The organism is Ensifer sp. 38_S197, assembly GCF_056924495.1.
In genome coordinates this window covers 467,419-486,165 of the sequence record NZ_JBXOVZ010000001.1, presented here as the reverse complement: position 1 = coordinate 486,165, position 18,747 = coordinate 467,419, and the positions used below count along the sequence as shown (strand labels likewise).

Here is an 18,747-nt window from a genome sequence, read left to right as displayed (position 1 = left end):
CATCTGAATTCGGCCTGGCGGCCTTTTGAGGACGGCATTTCCCGTCTCCGGCGAAGCCATGCCTTTTGGACCAAGCCAAAGGACAGGACCATGACACTCTCTGCAACCGATCTCAAAACCTTGTTCGATGCCTTCAATCGGCATGACATCGATGGGGTCATGCGCTTCTTCGCCGAGGACTGCGTATTCAATGCGGTCGGCGGCCCGGAGGTTCACGGCACCCGCTTCGTCGGCACCGGAGCGATCGCCGATGCTTTCAGCGGCGTCTGGAAATCGATGCCGGACGCCGAGTGGGGCAACCATAGCCATTTCGTCGAAGGCGATCGAGGCGTGTCCGAATGGACCTTCTCGGGCACGGCCGCCGATGGCAGCCGCATCGAGGCCGAGGGCTGTGACCTCTTCACGTTCCGAAACGGCAAGATCGTGCGCAAGCAGGCGTTCCGCAAGAACCGCCCGGTCCTGCAGCCCCGCTACTGATGGCCTGGAGCAAGAGCCATGCAACTGCGCGCCACCCCTCTCAAGCCCGCAAGGCAGCCGTTTGATCCGGCCTATGACCCCAACCATGCCCGCAGCCCCGGCACGGGCAAGGATTATGCGCCGACCTACTGGATCGGCACCGCCGGACCGGAGCCGGAGGATGACGGCCCCGTCACGCGGGACATAGATGTCGACGTCGCCATCATAGGTTCGGGCTACACCGGCCTCTCCTGTGCCATCCACCTGGCACGCGAGCACGGCATCCGTGCGACGGTGCTGGAGGCCAATGGCGTTGCCTGGGGCTGCAGCACCCGCAATGGCGGGCAGGCGCAGATTTCCGCCGGTCGCCTGAAGCGCTCGCAATGGATCGCCCGCTGGGGCGTCGACGTCGCACGGAAGATGCACGCCGAGATCGCCGAAGGGTTCGAGCTTTTCCGGGCGCTGGTCCGGGAGCCGGAGATCGACTGCGATCCGCAGGACGGCGGCCATCTCTATATCGCTCACCGCGAGAAGATGCTGCCGGCGCTCGAAGGCGAGGTTCGCGTCCTTAACGACACGTTCGGTTACCGTGCCCGCATGGTTTCGCGCGAGGAGATCCATCGCGATTTCGTCCGGGACGAGGAAGCGCGCGGGGCGATGTACGAGCCTGACGGCATGGGCATTCATGCGGCAAAGCTTGCCTTCGGCTATCTTCGTCTGGCGCGGCGGCTTGGCGCAAAGGTGCATACCTCAAGTCCCGTGCTGTCCTGCACGGCGAAGGGTGGCGTGCACTACCTGACGACGCCGGGCGGCACGGTTCGTGCCCGCGCCGTCTGCATTGCAACCGCCGGCTATACGTCGCCCGGCATGAATGCGCTCACGCGCCACCGGCTGATGCCGATCCTGTCGAACTCGATCGTTACGCGGCCGTTGACTGAAGGCGAGCAGCAGGCGCTGAATTTCAAGGCGCGCATACCGCTCACCGACACGCGCACGCTCCGCCACTACTACCGCATGCTGCCCGATGGCCGGGTGCAGATCGGCAGCCGCAGCGCCATTACCGGGCGCGATGCCGGCAACCCGAAGCATCTCGAACTGCTACTCGCAGGTCTCTACCGCAAGTTCCCGGCGCTGCGTGGCATCGACATCGACTACTCCTGGTGGGGCTGGGTGGATGTCAGCCACGACATGATGCCGCGCATCTTCCAGCCGGATCCGGGCCAGAGGCTGTTCTACGCCATGGGTTATGGCGGCAACGGCGTGATGTATTCCGCCCAGGCCGGCCGCCGCATGGCCCAGATGGTCGCCGGCAAGGGCGGGGCTCTCGACCTGCCCATCTTCACCTCGCCCCTGCCGAGCCACGGGCTGCTGACTCCGTTCCGCAGGCTTGGCCAATGGGGAATGTACCGCTGGTACTACCTCCGCGACGAGATCCTCTAACTCTTTGAAATAATTTCCACGAAAGGAACTGCCCCATGAAAATGACCACCGAGGAAGCCTTCGTCAAAGTCTTGCAGATGCATGGCCTCGAACATGCCTTCGGCATCATCGGCTCGGCCATGATGCCAGTGTCGGACCTGTTCCCCAAGGCCGGCATCAAGTTCTGGGACTGCGCCCACGAGACCAATGCCGGCATGATGGCGGACGGCTTCAGCCGTGCGACGGGCACGATGTCGATCGCCATCGGCCAGAACGGCCCCGGCGTCACCGGCTTCATTACCGCGATCAAGACCGCCTACTGGAACCACACACCGCTTCTGATGGTCACGCCGCAGGCGGCCAACAAGACGATCGGGCAAGGCGGCTTCCAGGAAGTCGACCAGATGGCGATGTTCGAGGAAATGGTCTGCTATCAGGAGGAAGTGCGCGACCCTTCTCGTATCCCTGAAGTCTTGAACCGCGTCATCGAAAAGGCCTGGCGTGGTTGCGCGCCTGCGCAGATCAACATCCCGCGCGACTACTGGACCCAGGTGATCGACGTCGATCTGCCGGCAATTGTCCGTTTCGAACGTCCGGCCGGTGGGCCGCAGGCGATCGCCGAGGCAGCAAAGCTGCTGTCGGAAGCAAAATTCCCGGTTATCCTCAACGGCGCCGGCGTCGTCATCGGCAATGCCATTGGTGATTCCATGAAGCTTGCCGAGCGGCTCGATGCGCCGGTTTGCTGCGGTTACCAGCACAATGACGCCTTTCCCGGCAGCCATCGCCTGTCGGTCGGTCCGCTCGGCTATAACGGCTCGAAGGCGGCAATGGAGCTGATCTCCAAGGCCGACGTCGTGCTGGCGCTCGGCACCCGGCTCAATCCCTTCTCGACCCTGCCGGGCTACGGCATCGACTATTGGCCGAAGAACGCCGCGATCATCCAGGTCGACATCAATGCCGACCGGATCGGCCTTACCAAGAAGGTGACGGTCGGCATCTGCGGCGACGCCAAGCAGGTCGCCCGCCAGATCCTCGAGCAGCTCTCGCCGTCGGCCGGTGATGCCGGCCGCGACGAGCGCAAGGCTGCAATCCACCAGACCCGATCGGCCTGGCAGCAGCAGCTCTCCTCCATGGACCACGAGGACGACGATCCGGGCACGGAGTGGAACGAGACGGCACGCTCGCGCGAGCCGAACCGCATGTCGCCGCGCCAGGCCTGGCGGGCGATCCAGGCGGCCTTGCCGAAGGAGGCGATCATCTCCACAGACATCGGCAACAATTGCGCGATCGGTAACGCCTATCCGACCTTCGAGGCCGGCCGGAAATATCTCGCACCTGGCATGTTCGGGCCCTGCGGTTACGGCTTCCCGTCGATCGTCGGCGCCAAGATCGGTTGCCCGGATGTGCCGGTGGTCGGCTTTGCCGGTGACGGGGCCTTCGGCATCTCGATGAACGAGATGGGATCGATCGGCCGCGAGGGCTGGCCGGCCATCACCATGGTGATCTTCCGCAACTACCAATGGGGTGCGGAAAAGCGCAACACGACGCTCTGGTATGCCAACAATTTCGTCGGCACCGAGCTCAATCCCAATCTCTCTTACGCGAAGGTCGCCGAGGGCTGTGGTCTGAAGGGCGTGGCCGTCGATACGCCGGCGGCGCTGACCGAGGCGCTCTCCAATGCGATCGCCGACCAGATGAAGGGTGTCACGACCTTCGTGGAAGTCATCCTCAATCAGGAGCTTGGCGAGCCGTTCCGCCGCGATGCGATGAAGAAGCCCGTACCGGTTGCCGGCATCGACCGCGCCGACATGCGTCCGCAGAAGCGGGCGTGACCGTTCACAGACCATGCCTGCCCGGTCAGCCCGGGCAGGCGAAGCTTCCCGCAAGCGACCGGAACGCAAACATGACCTTCACCGCCTCCGTCCACGAACGTTTCCGGAGGATGCCCTCCGGATTTTGGACCTATTGGCCAGGCTTCGCCGTCACCGCGGCGGTTGCCGTCGCCGCGCAGTTCCTCTCCGACCACTATGGTGCGCCGGCTATGCTGATGGCGCTGCTGCTCGGCATCGCCTTTCATTTTCTTTCGGAAGAGGGGCGTTGCGTCGCCGGCATCGATTTCTGCGCCAAGAAAGTGCTGCGCATCGGCGTGGCGCTGCTCGGCATGCGCATCAGTGTCGACCTGCTGATCGGGCTTGGCGCCAGCACGATCCTGCTCCTCGTTTCTGCCATTGCCGCGACAATCGGTTTCGGCTTGCTCGCTGCGAAACTGCTCGGCCGCGGCTGGCGGTTGGCGCTCATCACCAGCGGTTCCGTTGCCATCTGCGGCGCCTCGGCGGCAATGGCGATCGCCGCCGTGCTGCCGAAGAACGAGTTTTCCGAGCGCAACCTGATCTTCACCGTGCTCTCTGTCACGGTGCTCTCGACGCTTGCGATGATTGCCTATCCGATCATCGCTCAGACCATGGGGCTCGATGCCCGGGCGACCGGCATCTTCTTCGGTGGCACGATCCATGATGTCGCCCAGGTCGTCGGCGCCGGCTTCTCGGTCTCGCCGGAGGCGGGCGAGACGGCAACCCTCGTCAAGCTGATCCGCGTCACCATGCTGGCGCCGGTCGTGCTGAGCTTCTCGCTGGTGCTGCGCAACGTGCCGCAGCCCGAAGGCGAGACCGGCAAACGCCCGCCGCTGTTGCCCGGTTTTGTCGTCGCCTTCCTGATCTTCGCGGCGCTGAACTCCTTCGGCTTCGTACCGGAAATAGTTGCAAAGGCCGGGATGGAGACCTCGCGCTGGGCGCTGCTTGCCGGAATTGTTGCCGTCGGCATGCGCACCTCGCTTCGCCGCGTGCTCGACGTCGGCGGCGATGCTGTCGCGCTGATCGTTGCCGAAACCATCTTCATCGCTCTCTTCATCCTCGTTGGCATTCACTATCTGGGGCACGCCTGATGAAACCGCTCGATCGCATTCTCGAAGCCGCGAAGGCCGCGCCGCGTCATATCGTGCTTGCGGAGGGAGAAGACCCGCGCATCGTCGAAGGGGGCCTCAGGGCCGTTCGTGCCGGTCTTGCCGAAATCACGCTTGTCGGCAGTCGGAAGATTGTCGAAGAGCGGCTGGAGGCCGCTGGTGCGCGCCCGGACGAAATCCGCATAGAGGATCCGACCTCGTCACCGCTTACCCAGCGCCTCGCTGCGGCTTACCATGAACTGCGCCGAAACAAGGGTGTGGATGAGGCAGCAGCGGGCGAAGCGGTGCGTTCGCCGCTCGTCTTTGCCGCCATGATGGTACGGGAAGATGCGGCCGACGGTACGGTTGGCGGCGCGGTCGCAACCACCGCCGACACGGTGCGCGCCGCGCTCCAGACCATCGGCCGCGCGCCACACGTCAGTCTCGTTTCGAGCTTCTTCCTGATGATGCTCTGTGCGCCGCATCACGCGAAGAAGGGCGCTTTCGTCTTTGCAGATTGCGGTTTGGTGGTGGATCCCGATGCTGCAGGCCTCGCCGACATCGCCGTGACTTCGGCACAGTCCTTCGAGGCGCTCTCCGGCAAGCCGGCGAAGGTGGCAATGCTCTCGTTTTCGACCGCGGGCAGTGCCGCACACGAGCGCGTTTCCAAGGTGGTGGAGGCGACGAGGCTTGCCCATGCCGCGGCACCCGGTCTCGTCATCGATGGGGAACTGCAGTTCGACAGCGCATTCGTCGAGGCGGTCAGCGCCGCCAAGGCACCCAACTCGGCACTGCAGGGTGAGGCCAATGTCTTCGTTTTCCCCAATCTCGATGCGGCGAATATCGGTTACAAGATCGCTCAGCGCATCGGCGGCGCCACCGCCATCGGCCCGATCCTGCAAGGACTTGCAAAGCCCGCCAACGACCTTTCGCGCGGCTGCACTGTCGATGACGTCTTCCACATGATCGCCGTGACCGTCATTCAGGCATCAAACCGGCGGCCGACTGCACGTCTCGCTTAGTTGCAGCGGGTCAAAGGGACAAAGCATGCAGCAATTCAAAGCGCTACAGCGACACCTTTGCGTGCGACAAGAAGCGCGGCGCTATAGTGCCTGAGAGCATACTCCAAACCCAGGCGAGGGTTCAGCCATCCGCCGGATGTCGTCGGGTCATGATCCCCTGGCGGCTCACGCGGGCGCGTTTGCAAGTTTGCGCGCAATGTCGAAGAAGGCGCTGACGAGCTTGCCGTTGCTGCGCTCGCGCAGGCAGATCAGCGCTTCGTCCATCAGCATCTCGGGCGCGTCGATCTCGATGGGAACGAGGCGGGCGTCCTGGCCAAACTCGGCGGAGGAGACGAAACCGACGCCGCCGCCGGCCGCCACGATCTCGCGCACGGCCTCGCGGCCTTCGGCCTCGATCAGCGGCGTGAGCTGCACGCCGCATCGTGCCGACATGGCCTCCAGCTTTTGCCGGGTTTTCGAGCCTTGCTCGCGCATGACGAGCGGGTGCTTCACGAGCTCGGCGAAGGTGATCTTTTTCCGGTTGTCCAGCGGGTAGTTGAAGCTGGCAAAGGCTATGATTGGCGTGGAGTTGAGTTTCAGGATGTCGAAGTCGCTCGATTGCGGGATTTCGCCGAGAACGCCGATATCCGCCTCATAGGCGTGCAGGCTGGTGATAACCGTCTCGGTATTGCCGGAATCGATCGAGACCTGCACCGTCGGGTAGGTGCGCCGGAAGGCGGCAAGGATATGCAGCAGGTGGTGGGCGGCATCGGCGACGATGCGAAGCTTGCCGGCCCTGAGCGCCCGCGATTCCGAAAGAAGGTCCAGCGCCTGCTGCTCGACGTCGAACATGCGGCGCGTGACTTCCAGGAGGTGCTGGCCGGCCTGGGTCAGCGTCACCTGCTTCTTGTTTCGGTTGAAGAGCAGGACGTCATACTCTTCCTCGAGCTTGCGTACCTGGTCCGAAACGGCGGGTTGGGTGAGGAACAGCGCTTCCGCAGCGCGCGAGAAGCCGCCATGGATTGCCACATTGTGGAAGGCGCGAAGCTGTACATAGCGCATGCGTGCGGACGCCTCTTCAGGATAGATTTGACCTATGGATTTATTAGAACGAACGATTTGATTTATGTAAAGTCGCAAAGGATAGTTTTCGGATTGCTTCTCTTCCCGGAACACGCCCATGAACCTGCCGGCTGTCGCCCTCGAACTCGCCGCCGCAACCGTCCTGCTGCTCTATGCCGTCAGTCTCGTGAAGAAAGGCGTTGAAGCGGCGGCGGGCGACATCGTCGCGCGCACCGTCGGCGGCGCTGGTGGGCGGCCGCGCGCCGCCGCCTGTGGCTGTGCGGTTGCCATTGCCTTGCAGAGCTCGACGGCCGTCGCGATGCTTGCCGCCGGCTTTGCCGTCAGCGGCGCGTTGGCCCTTGATACCGGCCTGGCGGTGCTGCTTGGCGCCGATCTCGGTTCGGCACTCGTCGTCAAGATCCTGTCCTTCGATCTCCATTGGCTGGCGCCGCTCCTGATTGCGGTGGGCGGGCTCATGCATCTGAAGGCTTCGGCGCGCAAGGCTGTTGAAGGCGGACGCGCCGTGCTCGGCATCGGCCTCCTGCTCCTGTCGCTGCAGATGATCGGCCATGCGACACAGCCGCTTACGCAGAGCCCACTGCTGCCGTCGATCGTCGCCTTCATCGGCAGGGACGCGCTGACGGTGATGATCCTTGCGGCGCTTTTTACCTGGGCACTGCATTCCAGCGTGGCGGCGATCCTACTGATCCTGACCTTTGCCGCGAAAGGCATAGTGCCCATCGAGGTCGGCATTCCCTTGGTTTTGGGCGTCAACATTGGCGGCGGGTTGATCGCGCTGTGGCTGACGCGCGGTCTGCCGGTCGAGGGCCGTCGCCTGCCGCTCGGCAACCTCCTCTTTCGCGCCCTGTTCGGCGCAACGATCTTCGGCCTATTTTCGTTGCATGTCCCTTTCGCCTGGCTTCCGGGGGAGACGGCCGCCGGCCAACTCGTCAATTTGCATGTGCTCTTCAACGCCGCCCTCGTTCTCGTCGGGGTGGTTTCCTGCGCCCCGATGGCGCGGCTCGTTCAGTTGCTCATGCCGGACGCCGCCGGTGCTGGCGACCACTCTGTCCATGTCAGCGCGCTTGACCCCACGCTGATCGACAAACCGGCGCAGGCGCTTGCGGCCGCGGCGCGGGAAGTGCTGCACATGGGCAATCTCATTGCGCGAATGCTTGAGCCGGTCATGACGGTCATTCAATCGCCGACGCCGGAGGCGGTCAAGACGCTGCGCGGCATCGACGCCGACATCCACCGGGCGCATAGCGAGATCAAGCTCTACATCGCCGCCGTCAACCGCGGTGTGCTCACCGAAGACCAATCCCGGCGCGGCATCGAGCTCACCGAAGCGGCGATCCATCTCGAATATGCTGGCGATGTCGTCGCGAAGAACCTTCTGCAAATGGCAGAGGAGCGGCTGGAGGGCGCGGGCACCTTCTCGCAGGCGGGGTGGCGCGAGCTCACCCTGCTGCACACGGCCGTATCTTCCAATGTCAGGCTCGCGGCTAATCTTCTCGTCTCGCCCGACCCGGTGATCGCCCGCGAGATGGTCCGGCAAAAGGAACATGTCCGCCGCCTGGTCGAGGAGAGCAGCAAGAGCCATCTGGAGCGGCTTCGCCAGGGCGTGGCGGCGAGTATCCTGTCGAGCGACATGCATCTGGAGATCGTGCGGGCGCTGAAGGAGGTCAATTCACTGGTCACGACCATGGCCTATCCGCGTCTGCGCGAAAGCGGAGACCTGCTCGAAAGCCGTCTGGTTCCCGCAGCCTAAATATATAAGCTTGATCTATAGATTGATACAAAAGAACGATTTTACAGATATATGTTTCCGCCGCATTGTCTTTCTCGAACACGCCAACTGCGAGGACGGACCATGCCAAACACCGCTTCTGACAGAACCATCGCGCCCCTGGAAAAGCCGAGGCTCGGCGAACCCTATCTCCTGACGCCCGGCCCGCTGACCACGGCCTATGAAGTCAAGGAAGCGATGCTGAAGGATTGGGGGTCCTGGGACGGCGATTTCCGCGCGATGACTGCCAGACTTCGCGGCGAGTTGCTTGAGATTGCCGGCGATACTGAGCGCGAGTTCGACTGCGTGCCGATGCAGGGCAGCGGCTCGTTCTCGGTCGAGGCAATGCTCGGCAGTTTCGTTCCGAAGGACGGCAAGGTGCTGGTGCTGATGAACGGCGCCTATGGCAAGCGCATCGCCCAGACGCTTTCCTATCTCGGTCGCGATCACGTGACGATCGACAAGGGCGACTACATGCCGCCCCGCGGTCCCGAAGTCGCCGCGGCGCTCGATGCCGATCCGGCGATCACCCATGTCGTCGTCGTCCATTGCGAAACCAGCTCGGGCATCCTCAATCCCCTGAAGGAGATCTCCGACGCCGTCTACTCCCGCGGCCGCAAGCTGCTCGTCGATTCCATGAGCGCTTTCGGCGCCGTGCCGGCCGGTGTCAACGATTTCCGCTACGAGGCGATCGTTTCCTCCGCCAATAAATGCATCGAGGGCGTGCCCGGCTTCGGCTTCGTCATCGCCCGCAAGAGCGAGCTGGAGGCCGCCAAGGGTCGCAGCCATTCGCTGAGCCTCGATGTGCATGCCCAATGGGAATACATGAACAAGACCGGCCAGTGGCGCTTCACGCCGCCGACCCATGTGGTCGCGGCTTTCCTGGAAGCCTTGCGGCTGCACCGTGAGGAGGGTGGGGTGACGGGTCGCGGGGCGCGCTATGCCCGCAACCGCGACGTCATGGTCGCCGGCATGCGTGAGGCCGGGTTCGAGACGCTGCTTGCCGACCAGTGGCTGTCGCCGATCATCGTCACCTTCTTCAGCCCGGCCCATCCGGCCTTCGCCTTCGATCGCTTCTACGACCTGATGAAGGAGAAGGGTTTCATCATCTATCCGGGCAAGTTGACCGTCGTCGACAGCTTCCGTGTCGGCTGCATCGGCCGCATGGACGAGCATGTCATGCGCCGCGTGGTCGCGGCTGCCCGCGAATCCCTGATCGAAATGGGCGTCGACAGCGCCGCCCCGCCGGCCGTTGCCCTTGAGGAACGCCGCCGCCTCGCTGCCTGAACACAGAGGAAACTCCCATGAACCAGATGTCCAAGATCACTGTCACCGCCAACCGCCGCACCTATCCCTGGCCGAACGTTCCGGCCATCGCCATCTGCCTCGACGGCTGCGAACCGGCCTATCTCGACGAAGCCATCAAGGCCGGGCTGATGCCAACGCTCGAGCGCATCCGCAAGACCGGAACGGAGCGCACCGCGCTCAGCGTCATCCCGAGCTTCACCAACCCCAACAACCTGTCCATCGCCACCGGCCGGCCGCCGGCAATCCACGGCATCTGCGGCAACTATCTCTTCGAACCGCAGACCGGTAAGGAAGTGATGATGAACGACCCGCGCTTCCTGCGCGCGCCGACCATCTTCAAGGCGTTCTACGATGCCGGTGCAAAAGTCGCGGTCGTGACGGCGAAGGACAAGCTGCGGGCGCTTCTCGGCCATGGCCTCAAGTTCGACGAGGGCAGGGCGATCTGCTTCTCGTCGGAAAAATCCGATAAGACGATCAGGGCGGAAAACGGCCTCGACAATGCTTCGGCCTGGCTCGGTCGGCCGGTGCCGGAAGTCTATTCGGCGGATCTTTCCGAGTTCGTCTTCGCCGCTGGCGTCAAGCTGCTGAAGGAGTTCCGCCCGGATGTCATGTACCTGACGACGACCGACTACGTGCAGCACAAATATGCTCCTGGCGTACCCGAAGCGAACGCCTTCTATGAGATGTTCGACAAGTACCTGACTGAACTCGACGCGCTGGGGGCGGCGATCATCGTCACCGCCGACCACGGCATGAAGCCGAAGCACAAGGCCGATGGTTCGCCGGATGTCGTCTACGTTCAGGACCTACTCGACGAATGGCTCGGCAAGGACGCAGCGCGCGTGATCCTGCCGATCACTGACCCCTATGTCGTCCATCACGGGGCGCTCGGCTCCTTTGCGACCGCCTATCTGCCTGAAGGGACGGACAAGGAGGAGATCATCGAGCGCCTGCAGGCGATCGACGGCATCGACATCGTGCTCTCCCGTCCGGAAGCCTGCGTGCGCTTCGAACTGCCCGATGACCGCATCGGCGATCTCGTGCTGATCTCGACCGAAAACAAGACGCTCGGCACCAGCGAGCACCGTCACGACCTTGCTGCGCTCAACGAGCCGCTGCGCTCGCACGGTGGCCTGACCGAGCAGCAGGTCCCCTTCATCGCCAACCGCAAGCTGCCCGAAGTTTCGGCGGCCGGCACGTTGCGCAATTTCGACGCCTTCTACTACGCGCTCGTCGCAGCCGCGCAAGCCGCACATTAGGGAGGACGCGATGACCAAGGTGGAAACGACATTCGCAATTCGCCACGAGCCGATGCGGATCGCCGGCAAGGCGGTCGATACCGAGGGGCGCATCGACGTACGTTATCCCTGGAACGATGCCGTGATCGGCACCGTACCGGCGGGCAACGCCGAGCATGCCCGCAAGGCCTTCGAGATCGCGGCCGCCTACCAGCCGAAGCTGACGCGCTACGAGCGTCAGCGCATCTTGCTGAAGGCGGCGGAGCTGCTCGTCGCGCGCAAGGAGGAGATCTCCGATCTGATCACTCTGGAGCTCGGCATTTCGAAGCAGGATTCGCTTTACGAGGTCGGCCGTGCCTTCGACGTGCTGACGCTGTCCGGACAGATGTGCATCCATGACGACGGCGAAATCTTCTCCTGCGACCTCACCCCGCACGGCAAGGCGCGCAAGATCTTCACCACCCGCGAACCGCTGACCGCCATTTCGGCGATCACACCCTTCAATCACCCGCTCAACATGGTGGCACACAAGGTGGCGCCGGCGGTTGCGACAAACAATTGCGTGGTGTTGAAACCGACCGAACTGACACCGATGACGGCGCTTGTCTTCGCCGACATTCTCTATGAAGCCGGCCTGCCGCCGGAGATGCTCTCTGTCGTGACTGGCTGGCCTGCCGATATCGGCATGGAGATGATCACCAACCCGAACTTCGACCTGATCACCTTTACCGGCAGCGTGCCGGTCGGAAAGCTGATCGCGGCGCACGCGCATTACAAGCGTCAGGTGCTGGAACTCGGCGGCAACGACCCGCTGATCATCCTCAACGATCTGTCGGACGCCGATCTCGCCAAAGCAGCGGATCTCGCCGTCGCCGGCGCGACGAAGAACTCCGGCCAGCGTTGCACGGCGGTGAAGCGCATTCTCTGCCAGGAGAGCGTTGCGGACCGCTTCGTGCCGCTGGTGCTGGAGCGGGCGAGGAAGCTCAAGTTCGGCGATCCGATGGACCGTGCGACCGAGCTCGGCACGGTCGTGCATGCGCGCGCGGCGGAGATCTTCGAGCGGCGCGTGCACCAGGCGGCGGAAGAGGGAGCGGAGATCCTCTATAACCCCGGTCGGCAGGGCGCCCTGCTGCCGCCGATCGTGGTCGACCGGGTCGCGCACTCGAGCGAACTGGTAATGGAAGAAACCTTCGCGCCGATTATCCCGATCGTGCGCGCGCCCGATGACGACGACGCGCTGATCGCGCTATCGAATTCGACGGCCTTCGGTCTTTCCTCAGGCGTCTGCACCAACGGCTTCCGGCGCATGCAGAAATACATCGCCGGGCTGAAGGTCGGCACGGTCAACATATGGGAAGTGCCGGGTTATCGCATCGAGATGAGCCCCTTCGGCGGCATCAAGGATTCGGGCAACGGCTACAAGGAAGGCGTCATCGAGGCGATGAAGAGCTTTACCAACGTCAAGACCTTCTCCCTGCCATGGTGATCTGAGCGTTTCCCCGCGCAATCACCCTTCTGGGAGCTGCCGTGGCGGCTCCCTTTTTTGTTGTGCCGTCGGGTAGCTCGGCAGCCTGTTCCGGGCAATCGTAGATCTGCCTCAGGAATTTGCAGTCTTTCCCAGGTTCTATTGAAGGTTGCCGAAGATCTGCCCGTTTGCCTGTCGATATGCCTGGTTTTGCGGCAAAGAATCCATAGTTTTTATCTACTGAACGATAAGAATAATAAATTTTACTTACCGGAAGCCGCTGCGCAGAATATTTCCCGAAGCCGATCACAACAGGGGCAGCATCAAGATTGCCCGCCGCGCTTCCCCGGTTTTTCCAGCTGGGATAATCTGGCTTTGCGAGGCGACGGAGCTCCTTGTTGAGCGATAGGATCGCTCACTGATGAGAGAGGCGAAAGGAGAAGCCGCCGTGCATTACTCTGTCGGATTGGACGTGTCGTTGGAACAGACGGCCGTTTGCGTTTTGGATGAAGATGGCCGGGTCGTCATGGAGCGTAGCGTTGTCAGCCACCCTGATGACATCAGCGCCTGCCTTGCCGAACTGGCCGGGCCAATCCAGCGTGTTGGGCTCGAAGCCGGGCCATTGGCGCCGTGGCTCTACAGTGGCCTGGTGGACCATGGCCTGCCCGTGTTCTGCATCGAGGTTCGCCAGATGAAGGCGTTCGCCAAAGCCTCGCCGGTCAAGACGGATCGCCGTGACGCCCGCTTGATCGCCCAAGCCATGCGGACCGGCTTGTTCAAGGCGACGCATGTGAAGACTGATTATAGCCAGCGTATCCGGCTGCTGCTCCGGCATCGGCAATCGATGGTCCGCCGCAACAGGGATCTCATCAACACCGTGCGCGGCACGCTGAAGGCGTTCGGTATCCGAACCGGCGGCGGCAAGAACACGCTCTATGCACGCCGGGTTCGTGAGGCCGTTGACGATGCCGTCCTGCTGGCGATGACCGAGCCGCTGCTTGTCGCCTATGAAGATGGCCTGCGCACCCTGGCGAGGATCGACAAGATGGTGCTCGACATTGTGAAGAAGGACGCGGTTTGCCGTCTGTTGATGACTGTGCCGGGGGTCGGACCGGTGACGGCGCTCACCTTCCGCACCGGGATCGACGCTCCTTGGCGCTTCGATAGGTCGCGGCTGGTTGCTGCCGTCTTCGGCTTGACGCCGCGCGTGCATGCTTCCGGTGAAACGGAGCAACTCGGACGCATCACCAAATGCGGTGACGCGATGGTGCGGGCGATGCTCTACGAGGCGGCCAATGTCATGATGACCCGCTGCAGGGCGGACAACTGGCTGAAGTCCTGGGCGCTCGCCATCGCCCGTCGCCGCGGAGCCCGAAAGGCAAAGGTCGCGTTGGCACGCCGGCTTGCCGTGGTGCTGCATCGCATGTGGTGCGACGGAACCGAATTCTCGATGGAAAGGCCGATCACCATGAACGCCTGACCGAGATCGTCCATCACGTCTCGTCGTGAGAATGCGGAGAGCGTGTGGGCCTGAATGACTGCGTTGGAGTCCTCGTGACATTGCCGATCACGCTTTCGAGCTTGCAGCATTCAATCTCACCATTCGAACCGCCCAGAGTGGGGCGTCCATCGCGCCGACCCCGAACAGAAGCGTGAAACCCGCAGACGACGAGTACACAGGAACGGAGAAACCGTTGACCAATTACAGAAGGACTTCAGAGGAGAACTTCAATCATGAACAGACACATCCTCCTTATGCTTGCCGGCGCCACTTCCGCCGTGCTTCCTGCCATCGCTGCCGCTGAAACCCAACTGACCGTCTACACGGCGATCGAAGCCGTAGACCTCGACCGTTACAAGGCGACCTTCGAGAAGGCCCATCCGGACATCAAGATCAACTGGGTGCGCGATTCCACCGGCGTCATGACGGCCAAACTGCTGGCGGAAAAGGACAATCCGCAGGCCGATGTCGTCTGGGGTCTAGCTGCCACATCGCTGCTGCTCCTGAAAACGGAAGGCATGCTGGAACCTTACCAACCCAAGGGGGCTGAGGCACTCGACAAGAAATTCGTCGACAAGGACACGCCGCCGAGCTGGGTCGGCATGGACGCCTATGTCGCAGCATTCTGCTACAACACGGTCGAGGGCGAAAAGCTCGGCCTCAAGGCGCCCACGAGCTGGGACGACCTGACAAAGCCGGAATACAAGGGCCACATCGTGATGCCGAATCCGGCGTCGTCTGGCACCGGTTTCCTCGACGTCTCGGGCTGGATGCAGATGTGGGGCGAGGAGAAGGCCTGGGGCTTCATGGACAAGCTCCATGAGAACATTTCTGCCTATACCCATTCCGGCTCCAAGCCTTGCAAGATGGCCGGCGCCGGCGAAGCGGTGATCGGTGTTTCCTTCGAGTTCCCGGGCGCCAAAGCCAAGAGCGCCGGCGCGCCGATCGACATCATCTTCCCCTCGGAAGGTTCGGGCTGGGAGGCTGAGGCGACGGCGATCATCGCCGGTACGGCAAATCTCGAAGCCGCCAAGACCCTCGTCGACTGGTCGGTCACCAAGGAAGCCAACGAGATGTACAACGCCGGCTACGCCGTTGTTGCCTATCCGGGTGTCGCCAAGCAGGTCGAGCACCTGCCGTCCGACATCGCATCGAAGATGATCGACAACGACTTCGAATGGGCCGCCAACCATCGCGGGGCGATCCTGAAGGAATGGCAGAAGCGTTACGACGCCAAGTCGGAACCGAAGAGCTGAGCCTGATCGGCCGGGCGTAGCGCCTTGGCGCTGCGCCCACCCGCATTCTCCCGAAGTCCCTCAAGCAGCGGAGCTTGCAGATGAGGCATGCCTTGTCGATCGAACCGATGTCCACCAGCCGTCAGCGCCCTGCCGATGATGCGGCTCCGGCCCCCTATCTGCAGATCTCGGATCTGTGGAAGACCTATGGCGATTTCGTTGCGCTGCGCGACATATCGCTCAGCATAGCGAGGGGCGAATTCATCTGTTTCCTCGGCCCGTCCGGCTGCGGCAAGACGACGTTGTTGAGGGCAATTGCCGGCCTCGATCTGCAGACACAGGGCACCATCCTGCAGGACGGGCGCAATATCTCGACCCTGCCGGCCTCCAGCCGGGACTACGGCATCGTCTTCCAGTCCTACGCGCTCTTCCCGAACCTGACGATCGAACAGAACATCGCCTTTGGCCTGGAAAACACCGGTCGATCGAAGGCGGGGGTGGCGGCCCGTGTCGCTGAACTGCTGGAAACGGTCGGCCTTTCGGCCCACGGCAAGAAGTATCCGGCGCAACTTTCCGGTGGCCAGCAGCAACGCATCGCGCTTGCCCGCGCGATCGCCATCTCGCCCGGGCTGCTGCTGCTCGACGAGCCGCTCTCCGCGCTCGACGCCAAGGTCCGCGTTCACCTTCGTCACGAGATCAAGGCGCTGCAGCGCAAACTCGGCGTGACGACCATCATGGTCACGCACGACCAGGAGGAGGCGCTCGCCATGGCGGACCGGATCGTCGTCATGAACCACGGCGTCATCGAACAGGTGGGCTCGCCCACCGAAATCTATCGCCATCCCGAAACGCTGTTCGTCGCCGACTTCATCGGCGAGACCAATCAGTTTCCCGCGCGCGTGCTAAGCGACGGTGAGGTCGAGATCGGCCATTCGGCCTTCTGCTGTTCGACCGAGGATTTTTCGGCTGGTCATGCGGCGACCGCCGTCGTGCGTCCCGTCGACATTATCCCGCATGGTGCCGATGCACATGCCGCCAACGCCAGCGACCGGCCGGCAACGCCGCAGAACCTGATCGATGCGGAGGTGCGGGAAATGGAATTTCTCGGCATGTTCTGGCGCACGCGCCTGACGGCGCCGCGCCTCGGCGAGCGCACGCTCGTCGCCGATTTTTCCGTCAATGCCGTCAGGCGCCTCAGGATCGAAACGGGCGGCGCCATCCAGGTGGAGATCCCGCGCGAACGCCTGCTGCTCTATCCGAGGGGTGCCTGACGATGAACATGGTCCTCGAAGCCCCTCATCTTCCCGTTACCGGCAAGCGGCTCCGGCAGGAGGCCTCCGGCGATGACCGCGTCAAGCTCGGCTTCATGGCGGTCATCGGGCTTTACCTGATCGTGGCGCTCGGTGCGCCGCTCTTCGTCATGCTGTCGAAGTCGCTGTCCACCCACCGGTTCAACCTTGCGGCGTTCGAGTTCCAGGTGAGCGACGAGACGGGCGTGAACTGGGGGCCGGTCGTCAGTGCCGCGGACCTCAACCGGACGCTCGAAGCAGTGGCGGACAGCGAGCTTTCCAGCAGTTCCGACGGGCGGCTCGCCGCCACGAAGTTCTTTCCGGAGTTCAAGTTCCGCAGTCCCGTTCGCTACCGCATTCGCGGCACCACGGATGATGCGGCCTTCCTCGTCGGCTCCACCCTGGAAAAGGGGACGGAATGGCGCGAATACGATTCCGGCACGTTCCGGCGCGTTGTGCTGCGGCCCATGCGCAGCCTCGGCTTCGAGAACTTCGCGACCTATTTCTCGACGCCGACCCTCGCCCAGTCGATCTACAATTCGGTGCTAATGGCAGCGATCAGCACCGTGTTCACGGTCTCGATCGCTTTTGCGCTCGCCTATGGGCTGACGCGTAGCTGCATGCCGCTGAAGGGCCTGTTTCGCGGCATCCTGACGATCCCGATCCTGGTGCCATCGCTGCTGCCGGGCATAGCGCTGGTCTATCTCTTCGGCAATCAGGGCATCTTCAGGGATTGGCTGCTCGGCTATTCGATCTACGGGCCGATCGGCATCGTCATAGGCTCGATCTTCTTCACCCTGCCGCACGCCTTCCTGATCATCCTGACGGCGCTTTCCGTCGCCGATGCCCGGCACTACGAGGCGGCCGCTTCCCTCAAAGCCAGCAAGTGGCGCACCTTCACCACCGTCACCGTGCCCGGCGCGCGCTATGGCATCGTGTCGGCGGCCTTTGTCGTCTTTACGCTGGTTATCACGGATTTCGGCCTGCCCAAGGTGATCGGCGGCCAATACGGCATGCTTGCGGTCGATATCTACAAGCAGGTGATCGGCCAGCAGAATTTCGAGATGGGCGCGGTCGTTTCCGTCATCCTGCTCGTGCCGGCCGTGCTTGCCTTTGCCGTCGATCGGCATATGCAGAAGCGGCAGGTGGCGCTTCTCTCGGCGCGCGCGGTACCCTATTCGCCGAAGCCCAACATGCGTATGGATGGGCTCTGCTTCGCCTTCGCCTGCCTCGTCAGCCTGTTCATTCTCGGCATGATCGCCATGTGCCAGATCGCGGCGATCGTGAAGTTCTGGCCCTATGACCTGACGCTGACGACCAAGAACTTTGCCTTCGACCTGATGGACGGCGGTGGCTGGGCAGCCTATGGCAACTCGATCCGGCTCGCGCTGTTGACGGCGCTTTTCGGCTCGGTCGTCGTCTTTGCCGGCGCCTATATGGTCGAGAAGGCGGATGGCTTCCGCGTCGGCCGTGGCCTCTTTCATTTTCTGGCAATGATGCCGATGGCGGTGCCCGGCATGGTGCTCGGCCTTGCCTACATCTTCTTCTTCAACAACCCGGCCAATCCGCTGCACCCGATCTACGGCACGATGACGATCCTCGTCGTGTCGACGGTGACGCATTTCTATACCGTCGCGCATTTGACCGCATTGACGGCGCTGAAGCAGATGGACCCCGAATTCGAATCCGTCGCCGCCTCCCTCAAGCAGCCGTTCCATCGGCTGTTCTTCCGCGTGACCGTGCCGGTCTGCCTTCCGGCAATCCTCAACATTGCGATCTATCTCTTCGTCAATGCGATGACGACGGTCTCGGCGGTGGTCTTTCTCTATGCGACGGACACCAAGCTTGCCTCGGTTGCGGTGCTGAACATGGACGATGCGGGCGACATCGCCCCGGCCGCCGCCATGGGCATGATGATCTTCTACACGAATGTTATTGCCAAGCTCGCTCACGCGCTGATCGCCCGCAGTCTGCTGGCCCGCACGCAGGCTTGGCGATAACAATCGCGGCGGGCAGCCCGCCCCTGCAAGACCTTATCCCGAAGGA

14 protein-coding genes are annotated in these 18,747 nt (G+C 62.9%); 13 read left to right on the top strand and 1 reads right to left on the bottom strand.

The genetic code is table 11. The features are described from left to right. Window positions 1–90 precede the first annotated feature (90 nt). The 5 genes from AC1Z3V_RS02115 to pta all read left to right on the top strand — a co-directional run bounded on the left by AC1Z3V_RS02115 (window position 91) and on the right by pta (window position 5,835). The gene (locus AC1Z3V_RS02115) at window positions 91–477 is read left to right on the top strand and encodes a nuclear transport factor 2 family protein (protein ID WP_483496947.1); all 387 of its coding nucleotides are present in this window, start codon (window positions 91–93) and stop codon (window positions 475–477) included. 18 nt (window positions 478–495) lie between these two features. Next, a complete protein-coding gene (locus AC1Z3V_RS02110) occupies window positions 496–1,896 on the top strand; it encodes an NAD(P)/FAD-dependent oxidoreductase (protein WP_483496945.1) in 1,401 nt (466 codons plus the stop codon). Between the two features lie 35 nt (window positions 1,897–1,931). Further along, entirely contained in the window at window positions 1,932–3,707 is a 1,776-nt protein-coding gene (gene xsc, locus AC1Z3V_RS02105) for a sulfoacetaldehyde acetyltransferase (protein ID WP_483496943.1), read from the top strand. A gap of 71 nt (window positions 3,708–3,778) precedes the next feature. Beyond that, a complete protein-coding gene (locus tag AC1Z3V_RS02100) occupies window positions 3,779–4,816 on the top strand; it encodes a YeiH family protein (protein ID WP_483496941.1) in 1,038 nt (345 codons plus the stop codon). Next, a complete protein-coding gene (pta, locus tag AC1Z3V_RS02095; RefSeq protein WP_483496940.1) occupies window positions 4,816–5,835 on the top strand; it encodes a phosphate acetyltransferase in 1,020 nt (339 codons plus the stop codon). The genes AC1Z3V_RS02100 and pta overlap by 1 nt, the downstream gene beginning before the upstream one ends. Before the next feature lie 165 nt (window positions 5,836–6,000). On the opposite strand, the gene AC1Z3V_RS02090 is transcribed toward pta, so the two are convergent. Continuing rightward, window positions 6,001–6,876, bottom strand: a complete 876-nt coding sequence (locus tag AC1Z3V_RS02090) for a LysR substrate-binding domain-containing protein (protein WP_429810249.1) — start codon at window positions 6,874–6,876, stop codon at window positions 6,001–6,003. A gap of 118 nt (window positions 6,877–6,994) precedes the next feature. On the opposite strand from AC1Z3V_RS02090, the gene AC1Z3V_RS02085 reads away from it, so the two are divergent. From AC1Z3V_RS02085 to AC1Z3V_RS02050, 8 genes are all read left to right on the top strand, one after another. Then, complete coding sequence (locus AC1Z3V_RS02085) at window positions 6,995–8,647, top strand: Na/Pi cotransporter family protein (protein ID WP_483496939.1); 1,653 nt, start codon at window positions 6,995–6,997, stop codon at window positions 8,645–8,647. A gap of 102 nt (window positions 8,648–8,749) precedes the next feature. Continuing rightward, the gene (locus tag AC1Z3V_RS02080; protein ID WP_483496937.1) at window positions 8,750–9,952 is read left to right on the top strand and encodes a 2-aminoethylphosphonate--pyruvate transaminase; all 1,203 of its coding nucleotides are present in this window, start codon (window positions 8,750–8,752) and stop codon (window positions 9,950–9,952) included. A gap of 17 nt (window positions 9,953–9,969) precedes the next feature. After that, window positions 9,970–11,232, top strand: coding sequence for a phosphonoacetate hydrolase (gene phnA / locus AC1Z3V_RS02075; protein ID WP_483496936.1), 1,263 nt, complete (start codon window positions 9,970–9,972; stop codon window positions 11,230–11,232). A gap of 10 nt (window positions 11,233–11,242) precedes the next feature. Then, window positions 11,243–12,697, top strand: coding sequence for a phosphonoacetaldehyde dehydrogenase (gene phnY / locus AC1Z3V_RS02070; protein ID WP_483496935.1), 1,455 nt, complete (start codon window positions 11,243–11,245; stop codon window positions 12,695–12,697). Window positions 12,698–13,097: 400 nt separating this feature from the next. Further along, window positions 13,098–14,156: an IS110 family RNA-guided transposase gene (locus tag AC1Z3V_RS02065; protein ID WP_483496593.1), complete on the top strand. Its 1,059-nt coding sequence runs from the start codon at window positions 13,098–13,100 to the stop codon at window positions 14,154–14,156. A 254-nt stretch (window positions 14,157–14,410) separates the two neighbouring features. Beyond that, window positions 14,411–15,433: a putative 2-aminoethylphosphonate ABC transporter substrate-binding protein gene (locus AC1Z3V_RS02060; protein WP_483496933.1), complete on the top strand. Its 1,023-nt coding sequence runs from the start codon at window positions 14,411–14,413 to the stop codon at window positions 15,431–15,433. An 80-nt stretch (window positions 15,434–15,513) separates the two neighbouring features. Beyond that, the gene (locus AC1Z3V_RS02055; RefSeq protein ID WP_483496932.1) at window positions 15,514–16,683 is read left to right on the top strand and encodes a putative 2-aminoethylphosphonate ABC transporter ATP-binding protein; all 1,170 of its coding nucleotides are present in this window, start codon (window positions 15,514–15,516) and stop codon (window positions 16,681–16,683) included. Between the two features lie 8 nt (window positions 16,684–16,691). Then, window positions 16,692–18,701: a putative 2-aminoethylphosphonate ABC transporter permease subunit gene (locus AC1Z3V_RS02050; RefSeq protein ID WP_483499516.1), complete on the top strand. Its 2,010-nt coding sequence runs from the start codon at window positions 16,692–16,694 to the stop codon at window positions 18,699–18,701. The last annotated feature ends 46 nt before the right edge of the window (window positions 18,702–18,747 follow it).